At 37.0% G+C, this 24,671-nt stretch carries 24 protein-coding genes and 1 tRNA gene; 8 read left to right on the top strand and 17 right to left on the bottom strand.

Features of this window, described 5'->3' with window-relative positions; all coding sequences use genetic code 11:
- Nucleotides 1-5: 5 nt before the first annotated feature.
- The 8 genes from IPK35_01980 to IPK35_01945 form a co-directional block, all read right to left on the bottom strand.
- Nucleotides 6-524 (bottom strand): ABC transporter ATP-binding protein, encoded by a 519-nt coding sequence (locus IPK35_01980; GenBank protein MBK8052066.1) that lies wholly within the window; start codon nucleotides 522-524, stop codon nucleotides 6-8.
- The gene (locus tag IPK35_01975) at nucleotides 476-1,690 is read right to left on the bottom strand and encodes an ATP-binding cassette domain-containing protein (GenBank protein MBK8052065.1); all 1,215 of its coding nucleotides are present in this window, start codon (nucleotides 1,688-1,690) and stop codon (nucleotides 476-478) included. Before IPK35_01975 ends, IPK35_01980 begins: the two co-directional genes overlap by 49 nt.
- A complete protein-coding gene (locus IPK35_01970; GenBank protein MBK8052064.1) occupies nucleotides 1,687-2,358 on the bottom strand; it encodes a helix-turn-helix transcriptional regulator in 672 nt (223 codons plus the stop codon). Before IPK35_01970 ends, IPK35_01975 begins: the two co-directional genes overlap by 4 nt.
- Before the next feature lie 101 nt (nucleotides 2,359-2,459).
- Nucleotides 2,460-2,957 carry a transposase gene (locus IPK35_01965; GenBank protein ID MBK8052063.1) on the bottom strand — a complete coding sequence of 166 codons (498 nt, stop codon included), beginning with the start codon at nucleotides 2,955-2,957 and terminating at the stop codon, nucleotides 2,460-2,462.
- A gap of 386 nt (nucleotides 2,958-3,343) precedes the next feature.
- Entirely contained in the window at nucleotides 3,344-3,664 is a 321-nt protein-coding gene (locus IPK35_01960; GenBank protein ID MBK8052062.1) for a hypothetical protein, read from the bottom strand.
- Between the two features lie 28 nt (nucleotides 3,665-3,692).
- Nucleotides 3,693-4,139: a transposase gene (locus IPK35_01955; protein ID MBK8052061.1), complete on the bottom strand. Its 447-nt coding sequence runs from the start codon at nucleotides 4,137-4,139 to the stop codon at nucleotides 3,693-3,695.
- 314 nt (nucleotides 4,140-4,453) lie between these two features.
- On the bottom strand, nucleotides 4,454-5,260 hold the full coding sequence (locus tag IPK35_01950; protein MBK8052060.1) for an MOSC domain-containing protein: 807 nt from the start codon (nucleotides 5,258-5,260) through the stop codon (nucleotides 4,454-4,456).
- On the bottom strand, nucleotides 5,257-5,715 hold the full coding sequence (locus IPK35_01945) for a hypothetical protein (GenBank protein ID MBK8052059.1): 459 nt from the start codon (nucleotides 5,713-5,715) through the stop codon (nucleotides 5,257-5,259). Before IPK35_01945 ends, IPK35_01950 begins: the two co-directional genes overlap by 4 nt.
- A 373-nt stretch (nucleotides 5,716-6,088) precedes the next feature.
- Here IPK35_01945 and IPK35_01940 point away from each other — a divergent pair, with 373 nt between their 5' ends.
- The 4 genes from IPK35_01940 (at nucleotide 6,089) to IPK35_01925 (ending at nucleotide 10,040) form a co-directional block, all read left to right on the top strand.
- Nucleotides 6,089-6,859, top strand: a complete 771-nt coding sequence (locus IPK35_01940) for a hypothetical protein (GenBank protein ID MBK8052058.1) — start codon at nucleotides 6,089-6,091, stop codon at nucleotides 6,857-6,859.
- An 8-nt stretch (nucleotides 6,860-6,867) separates the two neighbouring features.
- Nucleotides 6,868-7,668 carry a Nif3-like dinuclear metal center hexameric protein gene (locus IPK35_01935; protein MBK8052057.1) on the top strand — a complete coding sequence of 267 codons (801 nt, stop codon included), beginning with the start codon at nucleotides 6,868-6,870 and terminating at the stop codon, nucleotides 7,666-7,668.
- A gap of 6 nt (nucleotides 7,669-7,674) precedes the next feature.
- Nucleotides 7,675-8,427: a hypothetical protein gene (locus IPK35_01930; GenBank protein MBK8052056.1), complete on the top strand. Its 753-nt coding sequence runs from the start codon at nucleotides 7,675-7,677 to the stop codon at nucleotides 8,425-8,427.
- A 77-nt stretch (nucleotides 8,428-8,504) separates the two neighbouring features.
- On the top strand, nucleotides 8,505-10,040 hold the full coding sequence (locus tag IPK35_01925; protein ID MBK8052055.1) for a tetratricopeptide repeat protein: 1,536 nt from the start codon (nucleotides 8,505-8,507) through the stop codon (nucleotides 10,038-10,040).
- An 81-nt stretch (nucleotides 10,041-10,121) separates the two neighbouring features.
- Here the strand turns inward: IPK35_01925 and IPK35_01920 are convergent.
- The 4 genes from IPK35_01920 to IPK35_01905 all read right to left on the bottom strand — a co-directional run bounded on the left by IPK35_01920 (nucleotide 10,122) and on the right by IPK35_01905 (nucleotide 13,182).
- Nucleotides 10,122-10,199, bottom strand: a tRNA-Val gene (locus IPK35_01920).
- A gap of 119 nt (nucleotides 10,200-10,318) precedes the next feature.
- Nucleotides 10,319-11,383 (bottom strand): hypothetical protein, encoded by a 1,065-nt coding sequence (locus tag IPK35_01915; GenBank protein MBK8052054.1) that lies wholly within the window; start codon nucleotides 11,381-11,383, stop codon nucleotides 10,319-10,321.
- 110 nt (nucleotides 11,384-11,493) lie between these two features.
- Nucleotides 11,494-11,793 carry a hypothetical protein gene (locus tag IPK35_01910; GenBank protein MBK8052053.1) on the bottom strand — a complete coding sequence of 100 codons (300 nt, stop codon included), beginning with the start codon at nucleotides 11,791-11,793 and terminating at the stop codon, nucleotides 11,494-11,496.
- A 93-nt stretch (nucleotides 11,794-11,886) separates the two neighbouring features.
- Nucleotides 11,887-13,182, bottom strand: a complete 1,296-nt coding sequence (locus IPK35_01905; GenBank protein ID MBK8052052.1) for a hypothetical protein — start codon at nucleotides 13,180-13,182, stop codon at nucleotides 11,887-11,889.
- Nucleotides 13,183-13,534: 352 nt separating this feature from the next.
- Between IPK35_01905 and IPK35_01900 the strand changes: the two genes are divergently transcribed.
- From IPK35_01900 to xth, 4 genes are all read left to right on the top strand, one after another.
- On the top strand, nucleotides 13,535-15,004 hold the full coding sequence (locus tag IPK35_01900) for a proline--tRNA ligase (protein MBK8052051.1): 1,470 nt from the start codon (nucleotides 13,535-13,537) through the stop codon (nucleotides 15,002-15,004).
- A gap of 150 nt (nucleotides 15,005-15,154) precedes the next feature.
- Entirely contained in the window at nucleotides 15,155-15,541 is a 387-nt protein-coding gene (locus tag IPK35_01895; protein MBK8052050.1) for a DUF3127 domain-containing protein, read from the top strand.
- A gap of 204 nt (nucleotides 15,542-15,745) precedes the next feature.
- Nucleotides 15,746-16,363, top strand: a complete 618-nt coding sequence (locus IPK35_01890) for an FMN-binding negative transcriptional regulator (GenBank protein ID MBK8052049.1) — start codon at nucleotides 15,746-15,748, stop codon at nucleotides 16,361-16,363.
- Between the two features lie 264 nt (nucleotides 16,364-16,627).
- Nucleotides 16,628-17,389 (top strand): exodeoxyribonuclease III, encoded by a 762-nt coding sequence (gene xth, locus IPK35_01885; protein MBK8052048.1) that lies wholly within the window; start codon nucleotides 16,628-16,630, stop codon nucleotides 17,387-17,389.
- 141 nt (nucleotides 17,390-17,530) lie between these two features.
- Here the strand turns inward: xth and IPK35_01880 are convergent, their stop codons facing one another.
- The 5 genes from IPK35_01880 to IPK35_01860 all read right to left on the bottom strand — a co-directional run bounded on the left by IPK35_01880 (nucleotide 17,531) and on the right by IPK35_01860 (nucleotide 24,615).
- Entirely contained in the window at nucleotides 17,531-18,433 is a 903-nt protein-coding gene (locus tag IPK35_01880) for a hypothetical protein (protein MBK8052047.1), read from the bottom strand.
- Between the two features lie 84 nt (nucleotides 18,434-18,517).
- Entirely contained in the window at nucleotides 18,518-20,035 is a 1,518-nt protein-coding gene (locus IPK35_01875) for a peptide MFS transporter (GenBank protein ID MBK8052046.1), read from the bottom strand.
- 198 nt (nucleotides 20,036-20,233) lie between these two features.
- Complete coding sequence (locus IPK35_01870) at nucleotides 20,234-21,217, bottom strand: virulence RhuM family protein (protein MBK8052045.1); 984 nt, start codon at nucleotides 21,215-21,217, stop codon at nucleotides 20,234-20,236.
- Between the two features lie 102 nt (nucleotides 21,218-21,319).
- Entirely contained in the window at nucleotides 21,320-22,996 is a 1,677-nt protein-coding gene (locus IPK35_01865) for a peptide MFS transporter (protein ID MBK8052044.1), read from the bottom strand.
- A 599-nt stretch (nucleotides 22,997-23,595) separates the two neighbouring features.
- The gene (locus IPK35_01860; protein ID MBK8052043.1) at nucleotides 23,596-24,615 is read right to left on the bottom strand and encodes a hypothetical protein; all 1,020 of its coding nucleotides are present in this window, start codon (nucleotides 24,613-24,615) and stop codon (nucleotides 23,596-23,598) included.
- Nucleotides 24,616-24,671 lie beyond the last annotated feature (56 nt).

Raw genomic sequence — 24,671 nt, 5'->3', positions numbered from 1 at the left:
ATGTTTTATTTTTTGGAGTTTAAAACCACCTTTGAAACTTCTCCTTGTTCCAGGGTAATTACTTTGTCAGTAAGCTTCATGATATCAGGGTCTTTGGATACAATGACAATAGTTTTGGATTTGTTAGTATCCAGGACGGTTTTAAATAAATCAAGTTTTTCTTTCCTTTCCAGATTTTTAAAAATATCTTCAATAATAAGAAGCCTTGGGTTTTTAAGCAGGTTTCTGGCCAATATGACCTTTTGAGATATACTTCCGGGCAACCTTCTTCCCTGTGGACCAATTTTGGTGGAATACCCTTCAGGCAATTGTTGGACAAACGAAGCCAGTCCTACCTGATCGAGGATTTCACCGATTTTTTCAAGTTTAAATTGTTTTCCAACAGTCAGGTTTTCCAACAAAGTTCCGTCGAAAATTCTGTCCTGTGTGATACACTCAGCAATGATGCCGCGAAGCTCTGTAACATTAAAATTTTTCAAAGGGATATTGTCGTAGAGAATTGTTCCTCTTTGCGGTTCAAAAATGCTGTCATGAGTTTAAGCAAAGTCGCCTTGCCACTACCATTGGAACCGGTAATACAAACGCGTTCATTGGCATCAATATTCAGATTAAGACCTTTCAAACTGTATTCATTGTCATCAGGATACTTAAAGTAAAGCTGATTGATATTTACAGATAGTCCTTCAGGTTTGTTTACATCCTGAATGGATGCGGAATCTGAATTTTCCAGATCCATATCCATGACCTGGCCAATCTTTTCTATAGAGGTAAGGAGATCATAAATGTTTTCCATGATGAGCAGAAGTTTTTCGACCGAGCTTATAAGTAATAGCACAATAATTTCAGCGGCAACAAACTGTCCTATATTCATCTGTTGGTTGAAGACCAGGATACCTCCAAGAAGCAAAAATCCTGCTGCGATCAAAAGTTTGAAAATCAAAAAGACGTAATATTGTCGCAGTAAAACCCCAAAATGAACTTCTCTGGCATCAATATAGGACGAAACCAGCTCATCCGTTTTCTTAACAGGTAGTGAACCGTCGCATGAAAGTCTGAACGTTGTATTGGTACGGGCTACTTCTTCGAGCCAGAAGGCAACCTTGTATTTATACTTGGATTCCGTAATGCTGGAACGAAGGCCTCTGTGAAATATGTATCTGCCCAAAACAAAAACAATCAGGACAACTAAAATACTAAAGAGTATAAAAAATGGATGGTAAAAAGACAAAAGGATCAACCCGAATAAAATAGATAAAGCCGCTGCTGTAAATTCCATCAAAATTTTAGCAACCCCTTTTTGTATAGTGATGGTATCAAAAAAACGGTTCATTAGTTCCGGGGCATAATGTTTTTCAAGTACTTCCATTTTTATCCTGGGGATACGATAGGCAAAGTCAAACGCAGACCTGATAAATATATCCTTTTGCAAATCCTCAGTAATGCGCAATTGCACAATTTGCAATACCCCGCTAAACAAATATCCTAAAAGCACTATAGCTACTAATAGTATCCAGGAGGCAGAAATTTCTCCCCCTTGTATCAGGTTGATTATCGCCTGAATACCCAGCGGAAGGCTCAGGGCAATCAGTCCATTGATGATAGCGAATATATAGAGATTTCTGATGGCTTTACCATTTGGCTCCAACATTCTGAAAAATCGCTGTAATGGTGTAAACGTATTCTGTGTCATTTAGATATTGTTGAAAAGGTCATTTGGGTATAAAAATCATAAATAAAGTCTTCATTTTCGCGTTTGTCAGTAAGTGACGGAAGATGAATCGAAAAATATTTTTGATGGTGGACACCTTCAATCATAGTAGAAATCAGCATGTGAGGGTATCTGTATTCCGGATTGATTTCAAGTAAAATGTCACTGATATGTCCCACGATCTTTTTATAATTAAAATACAATCCTGATTTATTCATATCATCTACATTTTTGATCATATAAGACTTTGATGATTCAAGACAGATGATATTAAAAAGCCGTTGCATGTCAAGTTGCTCGTTTTCATAGTTTTCAGAATGGGCTATTACTCTGATTGCATTCTGAAGTCTTTCAACCGGCGATTGGATATTAGTGTTTTTTAATGCCAGGTGATATTCTATCCAACACCAATACCAGGAAGTGAGATACATAAGCAGCTTTTGCTTATTTTCAAAATATCGATAAATGGTAGCTTCTGTAGTTTCGATTCGAAAAGCCAATTTTTTGAAAGTAAAGTCTTCAAAACCAATTTCATCGATCATATTCACACTTTCTCTGATGATGTTATGACCGAGCTCACTGCTAAAAGGGTCCTTAAGATATGTATCCTTTTTGATATTGGGAGAAAAACGAAACAAAGTATAATTCATAAGAGTAAAATTAACCGATTTAATAGTAATGCTATCACAATACAATTTAAAACTATTGCAGTTCAATTGTAAAGTTGAGTCCGCTCCGAAAAGCTCTATTTTTAAAAATCGCATAAAATAGTACTCTTGGGCTGACGGGATAAAAAATTGACATCTTGAAATAAGGTTTTTATAATCTGACGCCTCGTATAGACCATCACAATTGTTTTGATGAAATTTAGGGCAATATTTGGCAAGTTTTGGCCATTTTCTGTCACAAAATTTACGATTCGGACAAAGTTCACCCATAAACATCTCATGTTGGCCCACATTTGATGTTTGCTTAATCCCCTATACCTACTCTTTGCATTGGGGTAGTGATAACTTACCTGAAATATGGTGGCTTCAACATTGTTTCTTCTCTGTATTTCTTCTTTTGGTGTAGATTCTATTTTCTTCCTGATCTGGTAGGTATCTATTTCTTTTTGCGTGATATATCTGTATGATTCGCCTGTCTTTATTCGCCATTTTTCAGTACCATCTTTACTGATTACTTTTATACTTTCTACTTCTTCACCAGTTTGTGTATCTTTTACTTGCAATGTTTGGTCTTCCGTCATTTCCAACTCGTATCTTCCTTTGGCCCTTGTATTGCTTGTAGGTTTAAGTCTATATCGTTGTCTTTACAATAGTTTTGATTTTCGGGACTATGGTAGGCACCATCTGCATACACTGATTCTATCTTATCTGATATGATTTCCTGTGTTTTTTCGGTATCTTCTTTTAGAAGTCAGTGTCAGGAGTACTTACTACTTTAACATTGACATTCGTAATTAAATTTAGATTTTCATCATCGCATGTCTCCGTTACATTCACACTGTAGCCTTTTACTTCTTGTTTTTTTGTCCATCGTTACCTCCCTTTGCTACGGTAGGTACTGTCGGTATCGTGTGGCGATTGCACAGACTGCGCCGATATGGATTCTTTTTCTTTGGCTACTATCATTTTATCTTCGGTGATCTCGTACTGTTCGGTGAATACTCTTTGTAATGTTTTGTAACTGTCTGTTTGTGAGCCTTCGGTTAGCCTCTAATACTTTCGATATCAGGGTACCTAACTCTTTTAATTTACTCTTAACTTCCTGGCTCGTATGGGTGTACACTACTTTGTCTCCTTGCATTTTTAGTGCGTCTTCCAGCTTCTCTTTAAGTGTAGCTTCTAAGTGAGCATTGTCTTTTATTTCCTTGTAATAAAGCTCTAACGTTTTATGTATCAATTCGTAACGGCTCAACCATGCTATATTACTTCCCAATAACTTACTGTCCATTCTTATTTTCTTGCCGCTTACTCCAAATTCAATACATTGATCCTTTTGTCGTCTGGGCAAATACTTCTGCAAATAGATTTTTTCCGTTTTCCTTGTCATAAGCTGCTACATTGTGCCGAAATAGATAGTAAGTGGATTCTGTAGGTATGGTGTCGCTTAAATTTAATAACCCTAATGCACTTCGATATAACAAGTTGAATCTACAGTTTTCAAATATCTTCTCATCACTCAAACCATCTGCTTCCTTCAATATCATCATCCCTATCATTACTCGTATGGATGCATTTGGTCTGCCTTGACTATCACTATATAAAGGACTGAACAACTCCTCGTCTATGCGCATAATCACTTCTTTGCGAAATAGATTATGCCAGGCATCAGGATTTTCATACACTGTTTGTACCTTGCCACTAAATAATGAAACAGGGCTTGAAAACATATCCAACTGTAGGTGCTTTGATGATTTTTTTAGCATCCGGATTAAAGTTATTTTGATATCACAAATTTAAAACATATGTTCTTTTTTATACTATATTTGTGAATCAATTATTAAATACTTTTCGGAGTGGACTCAAAGTTTAATTTTGTGTTAAATAAATTGGTCACAGTTTTGCTTTTTACCACGTTGGATGTCTTCAAATCCCAGACCGTCAGGACAAAAATTGGTAATGAAGGAGTTTTTTCTTTAGGCCAGTCTGCGGATTAGGCATGGGAAAGGTTGGAAAACATTTGAATATTATAAGGTTATCTATTTTCGTATTTGACTTTTCAATTTCTGTTAGTCAGTAACTACCCGCGAGATGTTCCATGTATCATCATCTCATCCCCAACAGTGACTAAACCATCTTTGGTACACATCATGTTAGTACCAAAAAGTACACTATTTAGAGATTTTCTGTATTGGTTTAAAATTTTGAGAGGCTCATTATTGATTTGTGCTGTATTTTGGTCGATAGTGATCATCGTACATCTGCCACAAGGTTTCATATTCAGAAATTCTGCAGTTCCGGTCTTACACTCTTTCCATATATCTTCTTCATGCGCTTCCGTGGTTACAACTACAATATTTGGTCTGAAACGACTCATTTGTATAGGTGCATCAAGTTTATTATTTAGCAAGTCAAGGCTTGCTGTCCCTGCCACAAGATAAGGATAACCATCAGCAAGGCTTACCGGAAGATGGATATCGTGATTTTTATTGTGGTGGATTCTCGATTGTTCATTACATATCTTCACCAATCTGACTTTCATTTTTAGTGCATCTCCTAGCCATTCATCAACCAAAGGACTAACTCTCATCGTCGATGCGTCATCCTCCCATACATTGGTGTTTATATTTTCAGAGGTATGTTCATCTACTCTGATATGATATGAATGATTGTTGTAGGTCAGTGTCAGTTGCCCATCACTGATACTGGTCTTAAAGAGTGCCAGTTCAGGTACTTGCCTTTGTGTGATGAACTTATTTTCATGGTCGAGGAGCATCCATCGTCTATCATATTCAAAGCCTGCTCTTAATGCCTTTGCTTCAGACATACTGATACCACCCATGCTTTTGACCGGATAGATCCATAATTCTTTGACAATTAATTTCATAATGTAATTGGTTTTCCGATATAGACTTTTATCTCGGGAGAGAGTTTTACATCAAGTTTTACTATCAATTCATCATTTATAGGTAATCCTGCTTTTTTGTGCATCAAAATGGTTGATTTAATAGCATTCAAAAGCAACCTTACAGACTTTTCATTTTTAAATTCCTCCATCAATATTTGAAGTTTTTCTTCATCAAAATCTGAAGTTTTTCCCATCATTTCCACCATCAAGCACGGATTTAAAGACATATTTACCCCAAATGAAGAAATGTGAAATCCGGAACGAGTCAGATTTGGCAATATGACAATCCATTCTTCAATGAGTGAAAGTACTTTATCTTTTGTAAGTTCTTTGGCGTCATGAATTTTTTCTTTAGCAACATCATTGAGTTCAGTCGCCTTTTCTACTATTACATCTGTGGTTTCCTGCAAGGTTTTTAATATACTTTTGAGCATTGTTTTTGATTTTGAACATGGCGTGTTTATATCTACAACCATTCTGTAAATTATAAGTTTACTATCTACTAAAAGTATGTTTAAACTTTCCGGAACAAACTAAGTAAAACAAATATAATCTTACTCATAATAACATACTCTAACTTATACTTTATGAAATAGCTCGTCTGGAAGGTGCAATTTGAAACAAAATTGACAATGAATGGTCAGAGAAGTCGTTTTGATCCTAAATAAATGAAATCATTTTAAGGCTTGCCTTTATACTTTTAATTGTACTTTTTGCGTTGAAACTACTCAAGATTAAAACATCAGCGTGACAATACATTCGATTACCAAAGTACTATCACTTCCATTCATTTTAATCTTTGCCGTTATGCTGTATTACGGCTGGAGTTCAGGCAATCATTTATCAGTATATATTGTTATACCGGTCGCACTTTTGGTGGCACTTTACACATTTCATGGTGTCATTGATCATTGGTGGCTGACCAAATATCCCGTACCCTTTGATCCGAAATTAAAAGAGTGGTTGTCCAGGCATTTTCAGCCCTACAAAACAATGGATGACGATCTTCGTCACAGATTTGAATATAGGTTGGGTTTATATCTCAATGGAAGACTATTTCAATCAGCAGGCAAGGAGATGCGTGAGGTACCGGAAGATATCAAGTGTATGGTGGCAGCACATGGTGTTAATATGACTCTTGGTATGGAAGATTATCTTATTGGTGATGTCGACAGGGTATTTTTGTACAAACATCCATTTCCAAGCCCAAGATATCCTTTTTTGCACAATGTGGAGACAGACACAGAAGACGGAGTCATCATACTATCCATGGAACAACTCGTCAATGCCGTTATCAAACCTGACCTTTATTATAACATAGCTTATCATGCTTATGCAGATGCAGCAATTTACGTAAATAAAAAAGCTGAATTCCCTGTATTTTCGGAACATACCTGGGAAGATTTGGAAAGTATTACCGGCTGGGATAAGGCATCAATATGTCGACAAGCAGGGTTTGAAAACCTTCCGTTGCAAACAGTACATGTGACGATTTTTTTTACATTTCCCAAAAAGTATAAAATGGAATTGCCGGAATATTATGACAGACTATCATTAGCATTTTACAGAAAACCATAATCATCATCATGAAAATCAAAGAACTTACTGACTTCCTGCATCTTACTGCACCTCTGAAGTTTCAGGAATCTTACGACAACGCAGGTCTTATAGTAGGTAATGAAAACGAACAAATCAAAGGTGTTCTGATCTGCCTTGATGCTATTGAAGAAGTCATAGATGAAGCCATTGAATTGGGCTGCAATCTGGTTATAGCCCATCACCCGATCATTTTCCGGGGACTTAAGAAACTCAATGGATATAGTTATATCGAAAGAGTGGTCATAAAAGCTATTAAAAATGATATTTCCATTTTTGCTATTCATACCAATCTTGACAATGTGTTCATTTCAGGTGTAAATACTAAAATTGCCGAAAAACTTGATTTAGTAAACACAACACTCTTAGCACCGAAAGTGGATACTTTATTCAATGGTTTTCCTGTTGGAGCAGGGATGATCGGGTTGTTACATAAACCGATGGAAATAAGGTCTTTTTTGAGTTTTCTGAAAGATAAAATGGAACTGCACGTCATCAAACATACGGATTTATGTAAGTCTCAAATTCACAAAGTAGCAGTATGCGGTGGATCAGGAAGCTTTCTCTTAGCTGATGCCAAAAACCAACAGGCTGACATATTTATTACTGCAGATTTTAAATATCACGAGTATTTTGATGCCGAAAAAGAGATAATCATAGCAGATATCGGACATTTTGAGAGCGAAAAATATACAATAGAACTACTTTATAACCTAATAATTAATAATTTTAGTACCTTTGCACCCCATTGTACAAAAGTAATCACTAACCCAATAAAATATTTTCAATAATTTCTTATGGCAGCTACTAAAGAACAAAGTATAGGAGACAAATTAAGAGCCCTTCATTCCCTTCAACTCATAGATTCCAAAATGGATGAAATAGGTATTTTGAAAGGCGAGTTACCCATTGAAGTCGGAGACCTGGAAGATGAAATTACGGGTTTGAAAACCAGATTGACCAAGATGCAAAACTCAATATCGGAAATCGATGCTGAAATCCTCAGACACAATACCAATATCAAAGAATCTGAAGCACTGATCCAAAAGTACGAAAAACAACTCGACAATGTCAAAAACAACAGAGAGTTTGACGCACTTAATAAAGAGATAGAACTTCAAAGACTGGAAATCCAATTATCTCAGAAAAAAATCAGAGAAGCGGTAACTGCTAAAGAAAGCAAAGATGAAGCTTTATCAAGCCTTGATACCAAGCTCAACCAAAGAAACAAGGATCTGGAAAATAAAAAACTGGAACTTCAGAAAATCATCGAAAAAACAGAGAAAGAAGAAGTGAAACTTCAAAAAGAATCTGACAAGGCACGTAAAGACATCGAACCAAGACTTCTGGCATCTTATGATAAAATCCGTAAAACCTATAGAAATGGATTGGCTGTAGCAACAGTTGCAAGAGGTGCGTGCGGAGGTTGTTTCAATAGAATACCACCACAATTGCAAATCGAGATCGGTGTCATGAAAAAGATCATAGCTTGCGAGCATTGTGGAAGAGTACTCATAGATGAAAGTATTCTAGCTCCTCAGGAAGTTTAAAATTCTTTTCAGCTTAAAAATAGTCAAAAATGTGTACCAAAATACGTTTTTGACTATTTTATTTTAATACCTACCTAATGAACATTAGTAAAAATCGATTTTCACCTGAACCCTTTAAGGCTGATTTTTACCTTGTCATCAGAAATCTTATACTCTTTATCATTTTCAATCTGACGATGCAGCATATCGCCGCAAGCGGCAGATTTGAGATGACACAATCACTCAAAGACGCATTCAGGGATATTAATACTCTGAAGATACAATCCGGTCAACAGAAATTAGCCACAATTAAAAAGAATGATCCCAATAACGCTATGGCTGATTATGTCGAAAACTATATTGATTTTTATACTCTCTTTATACAGGAAGACCAGCAAAAATATAATCAATTACTAAAAAATCGCAGTATTCGTCTTAACAGAATTAAGGCAGCGGATAGCAATTCTCCTTATTATTTATTTTGTCAGGCAGAGATAATCTTACAGTGGGCTACTTTAAAAATAAAATTCGGAGAAAAAATCAATGCAGCGGCAGACGTGTACGAAGCATACAATCTATTAAAAAAAAACCGGGAACAATTTCCTTCATTTGCCGAAAACAATAAGAGCCTGAGTATCGTACACGCCCTATCTGAAAGTGTGCCAGGATGGGTAAAAAAAATAATGGGAATCCATGGTTCTATCGAAACCGGGACAAAAGAAATCAGAATTCTGGCTGCCAAAGCTCATGCAGAAAACAGTATATTTAAAGAAGAAATAGTGGCTCTTTATAGCTATATACTATTCTACGCCAACAATAAAAAAGAGGAAGCATACCATCTTTTTGATACCTATGACATGGATCACAAAACCAATCCCCTGATCGCATTTCTCAAAGCCACCATGGCTCAGAAGATCGGAAGAAATGATGAAGCCATAAAAATACTTCAGGAACGACCCAAAGGCCTGGAGTACCTTCCGTTTTACTACCTTGATTTTATGTATGGCAAATATAAGTTGTATAGACTTGATAGAGATGCTGACAAATATATACTTAGGTTTTTGGAAAACTTTAAAGGAAAACATTATATCAAAGAAGCATGGCAAAAGATGGGATGGAGTAGTCTTGCTATACACCAAGATAAAATTGCCTACAAAAAGTACATGAAAAATGTAACTGCATTTGGGGAAACATTAATAGATGAAGACATTCAGGCATTGAGAGAGGCCAAATCCAGTCAGATTCCTACCGATATACTACTGAAATCCAGACTATTATTTGACGGAGGCTACTTCACTAAAGCTCAGAATCTACTAATTATCAATAGCAATAAATTTGTAAATGCTATACATGACGGTGAGTATTACTACAGATTAGCCAGAGTCATGGATGCGCTGAAAAACTATCATGACGCTCTTGAATATTATGATCTGACCATCATCAAAAGTGATCCGGGCAAGTACTATGCCTGTAGTTCATCCCTTCAGGCAGGTTTGATATGCGAGCAACAAAAAAAATATACCAAAGCCCGCCAGTATTTTGAAAAATGCACCAATCTGGACCCTGCCGGCTATACTTCGAGCCTCCATGCCAAGGCAAAATCAGGACTGACAAGGATAAAAGGAAAGCAGTAGAATTGTTCTTTTCGATGCTACCTCAATGCTTTGAATCAAAAAAGAGCTGCCGATACTATTCGACAACTCTTAATTTCTATATGGTGGGAGATGAGGGGCTCGAACCCCCGACCCCCTCGGTGTAAACGAGGTGCTCTGAACCAACTGAGCTAATCTCCCTGCATTTTATAACTTCAAAAGGTGGCCTTTCTTGAAAAGCGACGCAAAGATACAACTCTGTTTGTTTTCTGCAAATATTTATTGAGTTTTCATTAAAACTTTTTATGATTACAAACTGGTCAAAATTTAAAACCTAAAGTTAATGCCATTCTGGTCCGTCTTGTGTCAATCACGCTCAATGGGTCAAGCTTGCTATCCAAAACAACATAAGGATTGTACCCTTCACTGTATTGAGCAACTCTGATACCCAGGTCAATAAAAAAATTATCTTCTCTGAACCCTATACCTGCTGATATTTTATTATTATAGAAATCATCGGCATTGAAAGCTGTGCGTTCAAAACTGTATCCTGCGCGCACCCTTAAATTTTTATAACCCACTTCTGACCCTAATCGCAGATTGGTGGCGGTTCCAAGCCTTCTTTGTATATCCCGATTTACTTCATTCGTCCATTTTTTTTCACCATCATTAGAGCTGAATGCTGTACCATTGTAGTTGCTGTTTGTATAATCCAAATGCTCAACATCAGCATTGACAAATCCAACAAGATCGCCTATACGATATGTTGTACCTATGCTTCCTACGGCTCTCCATGGTGTAGTAATTTTGTATTCAAAAGATCCATCCTCTGAGTCATAGTCATATGTTTCTGATTTCTTATCAAAAAATGTATAGGACATACTGGTGCTGTAATCATCATTGAATCTATACCATGTGGGAGAATGGAATGCGCCGGCAAATCTCACCCTCTTATTCAGTTTGTATGTAAAACCTGCTTTAAAATTGAAACCTACTCCGGATGTATTGAGCCTTTCTATGTATTCCAAACTTGTGAAAACAGGAATTTCGTCATTAGGGTCGGTTTCTGAGTATGTTTTTAACTCTTCAAAAGATGCAAAAGGTATGCCTGCGGATATTCCAAAGTTGATATTGCTTTTGTACTCTCCTGCCCAACCTAATGTCAGTTCATTGATACCTCCTTTCTGTATAATATCCTGATTGCGAAATACTTCCTGTGCCGGATTTGCAAAGTCAGTGTCATAGAATTTATCTTTATCAAAGTCAAAAATTGCGCCGGTATTATAGGCGGGATACGCAATATACTCATCCAGATCATCAGTGGATTTGTTGTTGGCCTGCTCAGCAAAATAAGTGGTAATAGAGCCCTTAATTTTGCCAGACAACTGTATGTTTTTTTGAAGATCAGCAATTCTGCTATACCCTATTGCAAAATTAGAACTTGTCCAATTACTACCAGGATTTCTGGACAATACAAAGCCCAGGTTGTCAAGTCCTAAAGTACTTCCTTTTTTATTTGATTGGAAGAAGTATTTTGGGCAAATTGAGCATCTGCCTTATAAGCTCTCATGGATGGAGTAAACATAAACTCAGAAACGCGATAATCGGCGATACCTGCAGGATTTATATTGATCACTGAAAAATCACCCCCCATAGCTCCGAAAGAACTACCGACACCGAGTGTCCTTGCTGAACCGACATAGTCTATTGATGACCATCTTACTACGTCAGTAATGTTTTGTGATGATAGTGATGTGGTTAAAAATAATAAGATGGGTAAAATTAAATTTTTCATTTTATAGTGTTTAAAATCTTGTTAAATAAAAGGGCTGAATAATCTACATTATCTCAGCCCTGTACTATTTTTATGAATATATGTCGCTATCTGTTAGCCTCCACCTCTTTGAGAACTTCTGCCACCTCCACCGTCTCCACTTGATGAACCTGAAGAACCTGATGAACCTGATGAACCTGAAGATCCTGATGAAGAACTTCTTGAGGATGAGCCAGAATCCCAGCTACTACTTCTTGATGAGCCGGAATCATAAGACCTCGATGAAGATCCTGATGAAGAACTTCTTGAGGATGAACCGGAATCCCAACTACTACTTCTTGATGAGCCGGAATCATAAGATCTCGATGATGAACCTGAATCATAAATTCTGCTGCTGCTTCTGTATTCGTTTGATCTGGATATATTTACATCATTTCCTCTTGATGAGCCAGAATCAGCACTTCTGCGGCTTGATGAAGTTGAGCCTTCATTCCTTACAGATTCACTCCTCCTACTATCAGAACTTATGGATCCTCCGCGCCTTGAATCTGTGTCACTACTGCTTTTAATATCTCCCTTATATGTCCTGGATGTAGCATTATTTGCATTTGATCTGCTTGATGATCTGGTTTCAACATTTTGTTCTACTCCTTTTATATTTGTATCCTGTCTGGTATTTCCTGACACATTTTCTCTTCTTGGAGATGCATCCCTTCCGCCTACAGCAGAAGAGAGCGACCCTCCCTTCCTGCTACCATATGACTTTGAGTTGGATTCTGATCCGCTTCCTGTGTTACCGCTATTCCAACTGTTCCAGCCACCGCCATTATTCCAGACAGTAGGGCAATTGTTCCAGCTATTCCAGCTATTCCAGCCCCAAGGGCGGTTCCAGCTATTCCAGTTATTCCAGCCCCATGGATTTCCTATTGAGTTATACATCCACGGATCGTTCCACGATGCCCAGCTGTTTCCCCATCTATTCCAACGGTTCCATCTGTTGAATGAAATAAAAGGAGAACCTATAAATATATTAACGCTGGCATTGTTACCCCAGGAATTCCAACGATTATTCGGCCAAAAAGGATCATTGGTCCAAAATGGGTCGTAGTAGTCATTGTACCACCATGAGTCAAAGTTGCTGTGATAAATATTCTGAACAATTGGTCTGTGAAATCTTCTGATTCTGGTACCATAATCATAATCATCAAAGTTATCATCATCATAAGATCCTCCCTCGCGAACATCACTATCGTCGTAGATGATCTCTTGTTCTTCTACAGGTTGTTTTTTTACAACAAAAGATTTGTCTTTTTTGTGGTCATAATACAAATCATCAAATTGAGCTGATGCTAACCCGCTTGACAGTAAAAAAACTGCTAAGGATAATCGGGTAATAATTCGGGCTTTCATGTTGTTTATTTTTAATTTTAAAGTTTTTGATCGCAATAAATCTGACTTTCTGAATTAATCGAGTGCAATTTACTACTTTTGCGCCAAATTAATCGTTAAAAATCTTTTAAAGTTATCCATTCTTTATGTTAATGTTTGTTTTTTATACTTCAAAGCTATAATTTGACAAAATTTTGAATCGAAAAGCCACACTTTTTTGCTTTAAATTCAACATTTTTGTAAAACTGTTCTTTTAACTATAACATTTTTTCAATGGACTTATTTACAATATTATGACGTTTAATGACTTAGATAAGTTTCTCAAAGTAATTGTTTAATGATATTTTAACTAAAAAGTAATTTTAAAGAACTCATGGCAAAGGAGATTACACCACGGGATGAAAATTATTCTCAATGGTACAATGATATAGTGAAGAAAGCAGGATTGGCAGACAGTTCAGCAGTAAGGGGATGTATGGTCATCAAGCCTTACGGGTATGCGATATGGGAAAACATGAGAGATCAGTTGGACAAAATGTTTAAAGAAACAGGGCATGTCAATGCTTACTTCCCATTATTTGTTCCCAAAAGCCTTTTTGAAGCAGAAGAAAAAAATGCAGAAGGTTTTGCCAAAGAATGTGCGGTGGTCACTCACTACAGATTAAAAAACGACCCGAATAATCCAGGAAAACTCATGGTGGATCCTGAAGCACAACTGGAAGAAGAACTGATCGTCAGACCTACCAGCGAAGCCATCATATGGAATACATACAGAGACTGGATACAATCATATCGTGATTTACCAATATTGATCAACCAATGGGCCAATGTTGTCAGGTGGGAGATGAGGACCAGACCGTTCCTCCGTACAGCAGAGTTTTTGTGGCAGGAAGGACATACCGCCCACGCCACCAAAACTGAAGCTATCAGTGAAGCACGTTTAATACATGACGTCTATGCGCAGTTTGCCGAAGAATATATGGCCATGCCCGTCATAAAAGGAGCAAAGTCAGAAAATGAGCGTTTCGCCGGTGCTGATGATACATACACCATAGAAGCTCTGATGCAGGACGGTAAGGCTCTGCAGGCGGGAACATCACACTTCCTTGGTCAGAATTTTGCCAAAGCATTTAACGTTACTTTCAGCAATGATAAAAACGAAAACGAATACGTGTGGGCGACCTCTTGGGGTGTTTCTACCAGGTTGATTGGTGGGCTTATTATGACTCATTCAGATGATGAGGGTTTAGTATTACCTCCCAAACTTGCTCCTATTCAGGTTGTCATCGTGCCTATACCTAAGCCAGAAGACGAACTTCTAAGCAAAGCAAATGAAATCAGTAATGCCCTGAAAGCACACGGCATTAAAGTTAAAATAGACACTGATGACACCAAAAGACCGGGTTTTAAGTTTGCAGAATATGAGATGAAAGGCGTACCCGTCAGACTTGGTCTTGGCAAAAGGGATATCGAAAACAATACCATTGAAGTAGCCCGTCGAGACACAAAAGAAAAAGCAACCATTTCTCTCGACGATGTAGTGAATCATGTATTAAAATTGCTTGAGGAGATTCAGGAAAACCTGTTTCAGAGAGCAAAAAGTCATAGAGAAGCTCACTTTACCAAAGTGGACGACTATAGCGAATTCAAAGTACAATTAGAAACAAAAGGTGGATTTTTCTTTTGTCACTGGGATGGGACACATGAAACTGAAGAAAAAATAAAAGAAGAAACAAAGGCAACTATCAGATGTATTCCTTTTGATATGCCGTCGGAGAGTGGAGTTTGTATGTATTCCGGAAAACCCTCTGAAAAAAGAGTTGTTTTTGCAAAAGCATATTGATCTAATATCCATATAGTGACTAAAATTCATATGATAAGTGGCCTGATGCAAATTTATTGATTGATTTGATTATCATTGCATCATCATAGATTTTTTTAAAACAACTCGTCAAACCATAAACTTTTAACAAAACTTAGAGTAATAGTAATCATGACATTTGAAATTGAAGGCATACTGCATAAAAAGTTTGATATTGAAAGCAAATCAAGTTCGTTTCAGACACGCGAATTTGTGATCACCACAGAGGACACTTATCCTCAATTCGTGAAGTTTCAACTCACACAAGACAAATGCAACCTTGTTGATACATATCAGGAAGGAGAAAAGATGAAAGTATCATTTGATCTGAGAGGCAGAGAGTGGCAAGGAAAGTACTTTACAAATCTGAATGCATGGCGATTGGAGAAGGCAACATCACAGGCTCAGGCTATTCAGCACCCATCGGCACCAGTTCCTCCTGCACCACCGGTTTTTGATGAAAACAGCGAGTTTACATCGGGAGGTTTACCTGCTGACTTTGATGATTTGCCTTTCTAAAGGAATCAACAATCTACACCAATTTTCAGCAATTGCTATTGGGCATTCGCAAATATGATTTAGGCATTTTTAGATAAATATGCCTCAATCTGGTGTTTTATCTTTTTTGTATCACTTTTTCAAGTCATTATGTTTATCGAAAGACAACAGAAGGATAACCAAAAAAATATGCGTTTTACTCTATAATTTATAAAATGTTTTGAAGTGTATTTGCCAAAATTGTTCAAGTCAGAAGATTACCTTTTATTGAAAGAAATCATCCGTGAAAATTCATTTTCAAGTCTGATTACATTTAAAGAGCGTATCAGATCGACCAAAGCCATGTTTTTACTTAGTGAAAAATCAAATAATAAGTACCATTTAGAGACTCACATCAGCAGAGCAAATCCAGTTGCTAAATATCTTGAAAAAGAAGATGAAGTGCTTTGTGATTTTTTTGGGGCACACACTTATATCTCTTCGTCATGGTATGACCATATCAATGTTTCCACATGGAATTATGAAGCAGTACAAGTATATGGTAGTGTTACATTTATGTCTGATGAAGAGCTATACCACCATTTGTCAACGTTGACACAAAAATATGAAGCTTCACAAAAATGCCCATTATCAGTTGAAAAAATGGGGCAAGCCTACATTGAAAAAGAAATGAAAGGAGCATTGGGTATCAAAATAATGCCTACTGAAGTAGCTATCAAACAAAAACTCTCACAAAACAGAGATGATAACGACTATAAAAACATCATTCATAATTTAGAGCAATCCGAAGCACAAATGGACCAAATTATTGCGTATAAAATGAAGGCCTTTAAGAAACCCTAAGCATAAATAATCTGTAACTCTAATTTTATATGCCTCGTTAAGTGGCATTTTATTTTATCCAATTTTTTTCAAAAGTTCGCTATAATGAGTTAACATTGTGACTTTTTAAGATCAAAACAATCACATGAAATCGACATAAAAAATAATCATGGTATATTTTACCTTTCCGACTAAAGTGTTCAGGAGGGTACAAACCACAAAGATTATTTTTTATTCGCTACGGCGAATTCCATCTGACAATTAAAAATCGAATAAAAATAAAATATGAAACTTATCTCATGGAATGTCAATGGAATCCGTGCTGTGGTAGGGCGAACATTTCTAAAGCAGTTTGCTGATATGAATGCAGATATCTTCTGCCTGCAAGAAACAAAGGCTCAGGATGATCAGGTAACAGAAGCACTTTCATCATTGAGTGGATACTACGTTCACAGCAATTCTGCAGAGAAAAAAGGATACTCGGGTGTCGCTATCATCTCCAAAAAAGAGCCAATATCCGTCACAAAAGATATAGGAATCACTGATCATGACAATGAAGGTCGTGTCATCTGCGCTGAATTTGAAGATTTCTATTTGGTTAATGTTTACGTACCCAATAGTGGTGAAGGACTCAAAAGACTTGATTACCGTGGAGAATGGGACGAGGCTTTTTCCAATTATCTTGCTGATTTGCGAAAAAAGAAAAATGTCATCGTCACAGGTGATTTCAATGTTGCTCATCAAGCTATCGATTTGGCCAGACCAAAGGAAAACTACAACAAAACATCAGGCTATACACAAGTGGAAATTGATGGCATGACAAAAATTCTGGCAAAAGGATTTATTGATTCTTTCAGAACTCTTTATCCAGAAAAAGTTCAATACTCGTTTTGGAGTGTTCGATTTGGTGCCAGAGCCAAAAATCTTGGTTGGCGCATTGACTATTTTCTGGTAGATGAACGCATGAATGAAAATATCAAGGATGCATTTATCCTCGATCAGGAATTAGGGTCAGATCATTGTCCTATTGGGTTGATCTTATCATAGTACTTTCCCTGCTTTAGCTCGGTTATACTAAACTAATAATTGAATGCGAAAATTTAAAATCATCATTATTTATTTAGATTACGATAAATTATAATTTAAATTTTGAATGATATTTTATGTTCACAATATATTTCCCAACTACTAATTTCCATTAATCTTTTTGCCCTTTCTTTGGTCAAGTACAGGTTTGGGCCTGGGTGCCTCATCCATAATTTGAGTAGCGATCTTGTCTATTCGGGTCCAATATCCTTCTTTTAGTTCATAGCCGACATAGCTGCCATCAGGTACTAGCGTTTCCCCTTGTCCGGGTATACGACTCATCTTTTTGATCAGGTTATCCACAACGATCATTTCCATGCCGGGATTATAATTGACCGTCATTTGAGCATCAGCAGCATATTTAAACAATAATCTGTTGACTTGTTCGTCTTTCTGACCGGCTACCTGAGTTCTGAAGACCGGCTTACCAAAATAAGGATTGCCTTCCCTTGTAAAAAAGAGTACATCTATCAGTTTGATGTTTTCGTATTTGTCCCATCTGTTGATACCAAATAGCAAATAATATTTTTCACCCTTGGAAGTTGTATTTTCCATCAGATGATAATAGAGTGCACCGAGCCAGGTTTCTTTGTCGTACTCATCTTCCCTGAGGCCACCATCGATATTTTTAAAATTGTCTTTGAGCACATGCAATTTTTCATCAGATGTCTGTATGATCCCAAAATATCTAACATCTCCTTCTGCTACGGCTACTTCCCAGGTAAAAATCCTGAATGATCTGTCTATCGGAGATTTCTTGGAAATCCACTTCAGAGAATCAAACTGGTGTTGATAAGAACCCTTTTTACCAAGGGTCTCCAAAAACATGGAATTGAACTTACTCATAGCCTGACTTCGGTGTTTACCTTCGGAGGCATTGGCCATTACATCGGCATGGTAAGCCAACTCTTCCTCTGAATTGACAAAATTTGACTGACCAAAAGAAGAAATACTGTGAATCAATAAAAAATATACAGAAACAACAAAGAAGTGGTAATATTTCATTTCTAAACAAATCGTTTTGGTATAAACGATATTTGCAAAAATAGTATTACAAAATCTGATAAAAAATATGTTAAACTTCAAAAACTATTTCACTTCCTGCATCAATTTGCGAACAAACGGTGAGATGGCGATAAGCACGACACCTGCAATCAAAGCATAAATGGCCAACTGTTGGTAACCATCAGTATATGATATCAATTTATTATAATTATCTGCATTTTCTGATGCTTCAGATATATTGGCACCAAGAATTCCGGCAAAGTATTGTCCGTATGCGCTTGCCAAAAACCACATACCCATCATGATGGCCTGCAGTCTTTGGGGAGCCAGTTTGGTCATGATGGACATACCGATAGGTGAAAGACACAACTCACCGAAAGTGATAATCAACCATCCAAACGTAAACAGATCAAGTGAAGTGACCCCATTGGCATCAGCAAATAATCTGGTACTATAAAAAATATAGAATCCACCTGCGAGAAAAATAAATGCCATACCAAATTTTATCAATGTGTTTGGCTCCATCTTCCTTTTGGCCAGCCAAATCCAAACGATTCCTAAAAGCGCTGCAAACATGATGACAAATAGAGAGTTGGCCGAGTTATTGACACCATTGGGATCAAGAGGTATACCCAGGACAGTATTGTCCAGGTTGTTGGCTGCAAATAAGCTTAGCGATCCACCACTCTGCTCAAAAAAAGCCCAAAAGATGATACTAAAGAAGATAAATACCAATCCGGCCATCATTTTTTTACGATCCGATACGTCCATCGACATCATTTCATATCCCAAATAAAGCAAGGTAAGCGGGCCTATAGTGTACATAAAGTAATCAGTATATTCGGTCTTGGATACCATGATCATGATCACAGGCAGCAGGACCAATGAGCCAATATACGTTGCCCATTCCGTTATTTTGCGCTTTTTTTCCGTCAAGTGAGACAATGGTGACAAACCTATTTCGCCCATAGATCTCTGAGTATTGATAAATGTAAGCAGACTGATCACCATCACAATAGCCGCAAATCCAAAAGCTACATTCCATCTTAGAGCTTCGGGTACAATGCTGCTCAACATTTCTCCTTTTCCCACTGCTATACACAGATAACCTCCCAACAACGCTCCTATGTTAATACCGGCATAAAACAATGAAAATCCTGCATCTCTCCTTGCGTCGCCTTCTTTGTACAATTGACCAACCATAGTTGAAATATTGGGCTTAAAAAATCCTGTACCGATGATGGTAAAGCTGATACCAAAAAAGAAATATGCCTTGGGGTCAATTGCCAGAATCAAACTACCTGCTATCATCAATATTCCACCCCAAAACAGAGATTTTCTGTATCCCAGAATTTTATCTGCAAACAAGCCGCCAATGAAAGTAAATGCGTACACAAATGCCTGAGTAGCTCCATACTGTAGATTGGCGACTGAGTCATTGAGCATCAGTTCTGTCACCATAAAATAAATCAGCATACCTCGCATGCCATAGAAACAAAATCGTTCCCACATTTCAGAGAAGAAAAGTGGCCAGATTTGTTTAGGGTATTTTCCTTCGAAGTTTTGAATTTGTTCTAAACTTAGGTTTTCATTATGTCTCATGCTCTCTGATTTTTTAACGTTAAAAAGTCAAAAATAAAATAAAAATCTAAGATTTATAGGTTTTTAGTCTGAGCGTATGTTTTTTTACTTACCAGAAAATGATTTGCAAAATTCAAAATCACAATTATTTGAAAAATAATAACTTATGATTTAAATTTTCGCACAATATTTTCTGTTCACCATAATTCCGTCATGGACTTATGGTTTAAGCCTTTTAATCTCTTTATCAAAATCGCTTTCATAGTTTTGATCCTGAATGATTCGGAATTTTTCATACTCACCTTCCGCCTTAAGTTTGGCTTCCAGCATTGAAACTTTGCCTTTATCTTTTAAAATCGGATAATTTGATAGCTCTAAAAACCGATCTAAAAATGTTGCCCATTGTTGCATGTTAAAAGCAATGTTTCTCTGTGCATTGTTTTCTGCTAAATCTAAATACGCCGACACAATGCGGTTTAGTTCCGTTATGTGCTGGAGCTCCAAATAGTTTTTAGCCACCATAGCATCACTTTTCATTATTTTTCCATCCGGAGCTGCTTTCCAGGTTTTTAAGCCCATATGTAGTTTGGCAGCGTCAGCATCAGAATAGATGATTTCAGCAGCAGTTTTGCCCGTAATAGCCCAATGCAGTTTATTTTGAACAGCCGCAAAAAAATCTTTAGTTTGTTGGCTTTCCTTATTATAATCCGTACTAAGAGCATATAGATCAGTAATTTTTTGGTAAAACCTTCTTTCGCTCGACCTGATTTCTCGAATTCGTTCCAGCAATTCATCAAAATAGTCGCGACCAAATGTTTTACCTCGCTTAAGACGATCATCATCCAATACAAAACCTTTGATGATAAATTCATTGAGAGTTTGGGTCGCCCACTTGCGAAAATCAGTGGCTTGGCTGGAATTTATGCGGTAACCCACTGCTAAAATGGCTTCGAGTCTGTAAAATTTTGTTGAGTAATTTTTACCATCTTTGGCAGTTGTTTCCAAAATGGAAATAACTGAATCTTCCAATAACTCACTTGTCTCAAAAATATTTCTTAAATGTTTGCTTATTGCTGGAACATTTACTCCAAACAACTCAGCCATTGCTTTCTGTGTTAGCCAAAAAGTGCCATTTTGGTAATAAACTGATACGTTTACTTTTTTATCTGCTGTGTTGTATAAAAGTAATTCTTTTGCAAACATGTTTTTGGTACAATTGATATAGACACACAATTATTTAAAAAACCGCACATTTCATCGATAGAAATTGCGGTCTTTCTTTATTTTTTAAATGTTTATGCCTTCTTAATGTACTCCATGCATCATTTTTTTGAGTGTAGGTACCAGCGCAAAAAGCAAAGCAGCAGCCACTCCGCATAAAATCACAAATACAAGGAAAAATTCATACAGATTGGTGATCTGGAAACCGGCAAATACAGGGTAGTGATCCATGATATTTTTATCAGCAAGCATTTTCAACTGTTCAGCAGTAGGAGTTACTGTTTTGTCCAGGATAGCCTGAAGATCAAGCCCCATCTCGCTGGCGGTCTTAAACTTATCTCCGGTAGCCGGTAAGATCGCTCCAAGTGTTCCGGCAAGTGCATATCCGGATGCATTGGATAGGAAGAATACACCATAAAGTAAAGATGTAAATCTTTTTGGAGCCAACTTTCCGACCAATGAGAGTCCGATTGGAGATAAACAAAGTTCACCTATAGTCATCAGAAGATATAACAAAATCAGCCATTTAATACCTAATAATCCTGATATTCCAAGGTCTTTTACATTATTGGCTATGATAAAATAGGCTAAGGCCATAACCGCCAAACCAAAAGCTTGTTTCATAGGAGAAATAGGTTCTTTATCTGCTGCTCTGAGTTTATCCCACAAGATACTGAAAGGTATGGCTAAAGCCACTACAAATATACCGTTGAATATTTGAACCATCGAAGGAGGCATGTTCCATCCCAAAAAATTTCTGTCCGTTTGATTGTTGGCAATAAATGTAAGGGATGATCCTGCTTGCTCAAATGCAGCCCAGAAAAAGATGACAAAAAATGACACTACATAGATGACAAGAATTCTGTCTCTCTCTACTTTGGTCAATGAAGAATCTGAAAGAATCAATCCTGCCAATGTAAGACCACTGGCATATATTCCGGAGTAAATCACATTTTGGCCAATAACAAAGTAAAAGATACAAGCAAGGGCTACAAATGCACCAACAGCTATTGTAATTGCCTGACTTGTAAAGACTGCCTTCTGTGATTCGCCTTCTTCATAATCTGATGCAATATTATGCTTCGGTAAGCCACCAAGTGCTCTTCCTTCAGGAGTTACAACATATTTGTCCTTGAGCATATAAAATGTAAATGTACCTATCAGCATAGCGATACCCGCAGCCATAAATCCCCATTTGAATGCAAATACATCTCTTGTACCATTTACATCCACAACATCTCCCAATGCCGGACAAAGAAACTGACCTAAAAATGCGCCTATATTGATACCCATATAAAATATTGTAAAAGCGGTATCTAACTTAGTTTTTTCTTCTTTTGGATACAGATTGGTGACCATACTGGAAATATTGGGTTTAAAAAACCCGTTTCCGAATATAAGCACCCCTAATGCTACATATAAAAGTGTTTTTGCCAAATCCAGATTAGCACCGAAAGTACTGGCGCTGGCGAACAGTAAAAATTGACCTGTAGCCATCAGGAGACCTCCAATCATTATACAGTTCCTATTGCCCAGAAATCTGTCAGAAATAAACCCTCCCAACATGGGAGTAAGGTAACAAAGACCTAAAAATCCACCATAAATCAGCGAAGATTGCTCTTCGCTCATCATTAATGCGTGGACGATAAATAAAGTGAGAAGGGTCCGCATACCATAAAAATTGAACCTTTCCCACATTTCTGTCCCGAACAATACCCATAATCCTTTAGGGTGTGACATTTTAGTTGCTGATGTATTCATTTTGTGATTTTTATTATTTTGCGCCTAAAAGTAAAGTTTATTTTTTTAGTCTCATACCATTCATTCACATTTTATTTACAAATGTGGTTGCAGTTCCTTCTCAACCAAGACTCTTGAAAAAATATTATTTGGCGAATGATAATTTACTGTATCAATATCAAAACAAACGGCATAAAAGTGATACTGGTACAGTATTTATATTTTGAAAATCTTAGGTATTGTCATAAATTAACATAGTTACATTCGGTTGTTTTGGTTTTTGACCACTAAGATGCTCAGTTTGTCGTAGCGTCCCGTTACGATACCCTATCACAAGGCTTCCAGCCTGCATTGTTCATGATCGTTTTATTGTACGCTCTCAGGCAAGATGCCTGCTGATACTGCAACGTAGCTAGGAAGCTCAAGCATAGCTTGACGCGATACGACGAACGAGGGGAAAATAATATAACGCCTGATGAGACAAAGGTTTGCCACATGCAGTTAAATGTTGAAATTTAATATATGCTCAAGGATTTGATAATCTTGAAACTCCAAACCATAATAAATGAAAATTACGAAAAAGCGAAGTAGAAAGTATGATCAAGGTCGCCCAAAATAGTCTACTTGAGGGTCTTAAGCAAGTTTTTGGCTTTGGACCCACCTTTTGAAGCAGCATCTTTGATATCTTTTTTATACCCTGTTTTGCCGGTCTTTTGTTTTACCAGACCTCTTTGTGTTAGAATGTCAGCTTCTTTTACACCATCATCCACGTGTGGTAGACCGAGTGCTTTGTCAAAAGCTTTTAATGCTTCATTATGCTCTTCTAGGTGCAGCAATACTATACCGTAATGATAAAATGCAAATCTCAGCCAAAACCTGTTGGGGTCATCTTTAGCAAAATTCCTGTTAGTAAACAATTTCAGGTCAAATGCTGCTTTTTGCCATTCTTTTTGAACAATATGGCATTCTGCTTTTAGCCGTCGGGATTTCCAGTACAAAGTTTGTAGGGCTATGGATTTTTTGATGGATTCTTCAAGGTTTTCTATAGCCAGATCCCATTCTTCTCTCAACATATGGATCTTAGCTTTACCATAATAAGCAGTGGGTATGGATGCATCTATTGAAATACATTTGTTGTAGTCTCTGAGCGCATCGTGATAATTGCGCATGATAAAATTGACTTTTGCCCGTCTTTCATAAGCTTGGGCGTGTCTGTTATATTTTTCAATAGCTGAACTGAGGGCTGCCAAAGCTTCATCTTCTTTACCTTTTACTTTGACAAGTTTTCTTCCCTTGACATAAGACTGAACTGCCCCTTTATCACTATCAGGTTCAAGCGTTTCAAACTGCACAATTTCTCCTTCGTTGATGAGCCATGCCCGAATAGATCCAGCAACGGCAAATTGAACACAATATTTTAGTAGATTGGTAGTCGTTCTAAAAGCTTTTTCGGAGACTTGCCCGACAAATCTGGGTATTTCGAGACAAAGCCCTTCATCTTTAAAGATATCTTCAAATTTAAAAATGACGTCTGTTTTGTAATAGGTTTCTACCCGTTGTTGAAACATTTTAGTTACCTTTTCATAACTCTTTTCAGTCCCGAACTCCAGCCTTCCCTGTATGATTGTCTTTAGGTACATTTAAAATGAATTTCACCATGATAGTATATAGAAAAAATCATTCCAATTTTGAAAAT

This window comes from Saprospiraceae bacterium (genome assembly GCA_016713025.1).
In the GTDB taxonomy this organism is placed as follows: Bacteria; Bacteroidota; Bacteroidia; order Chitinophagales; family Saprospiraceae; genus OLB9.
Note: the sequence above shows the minus strand (reverse complement) of the source record. Positions and strands in the feature narration are given on the sequence as shown.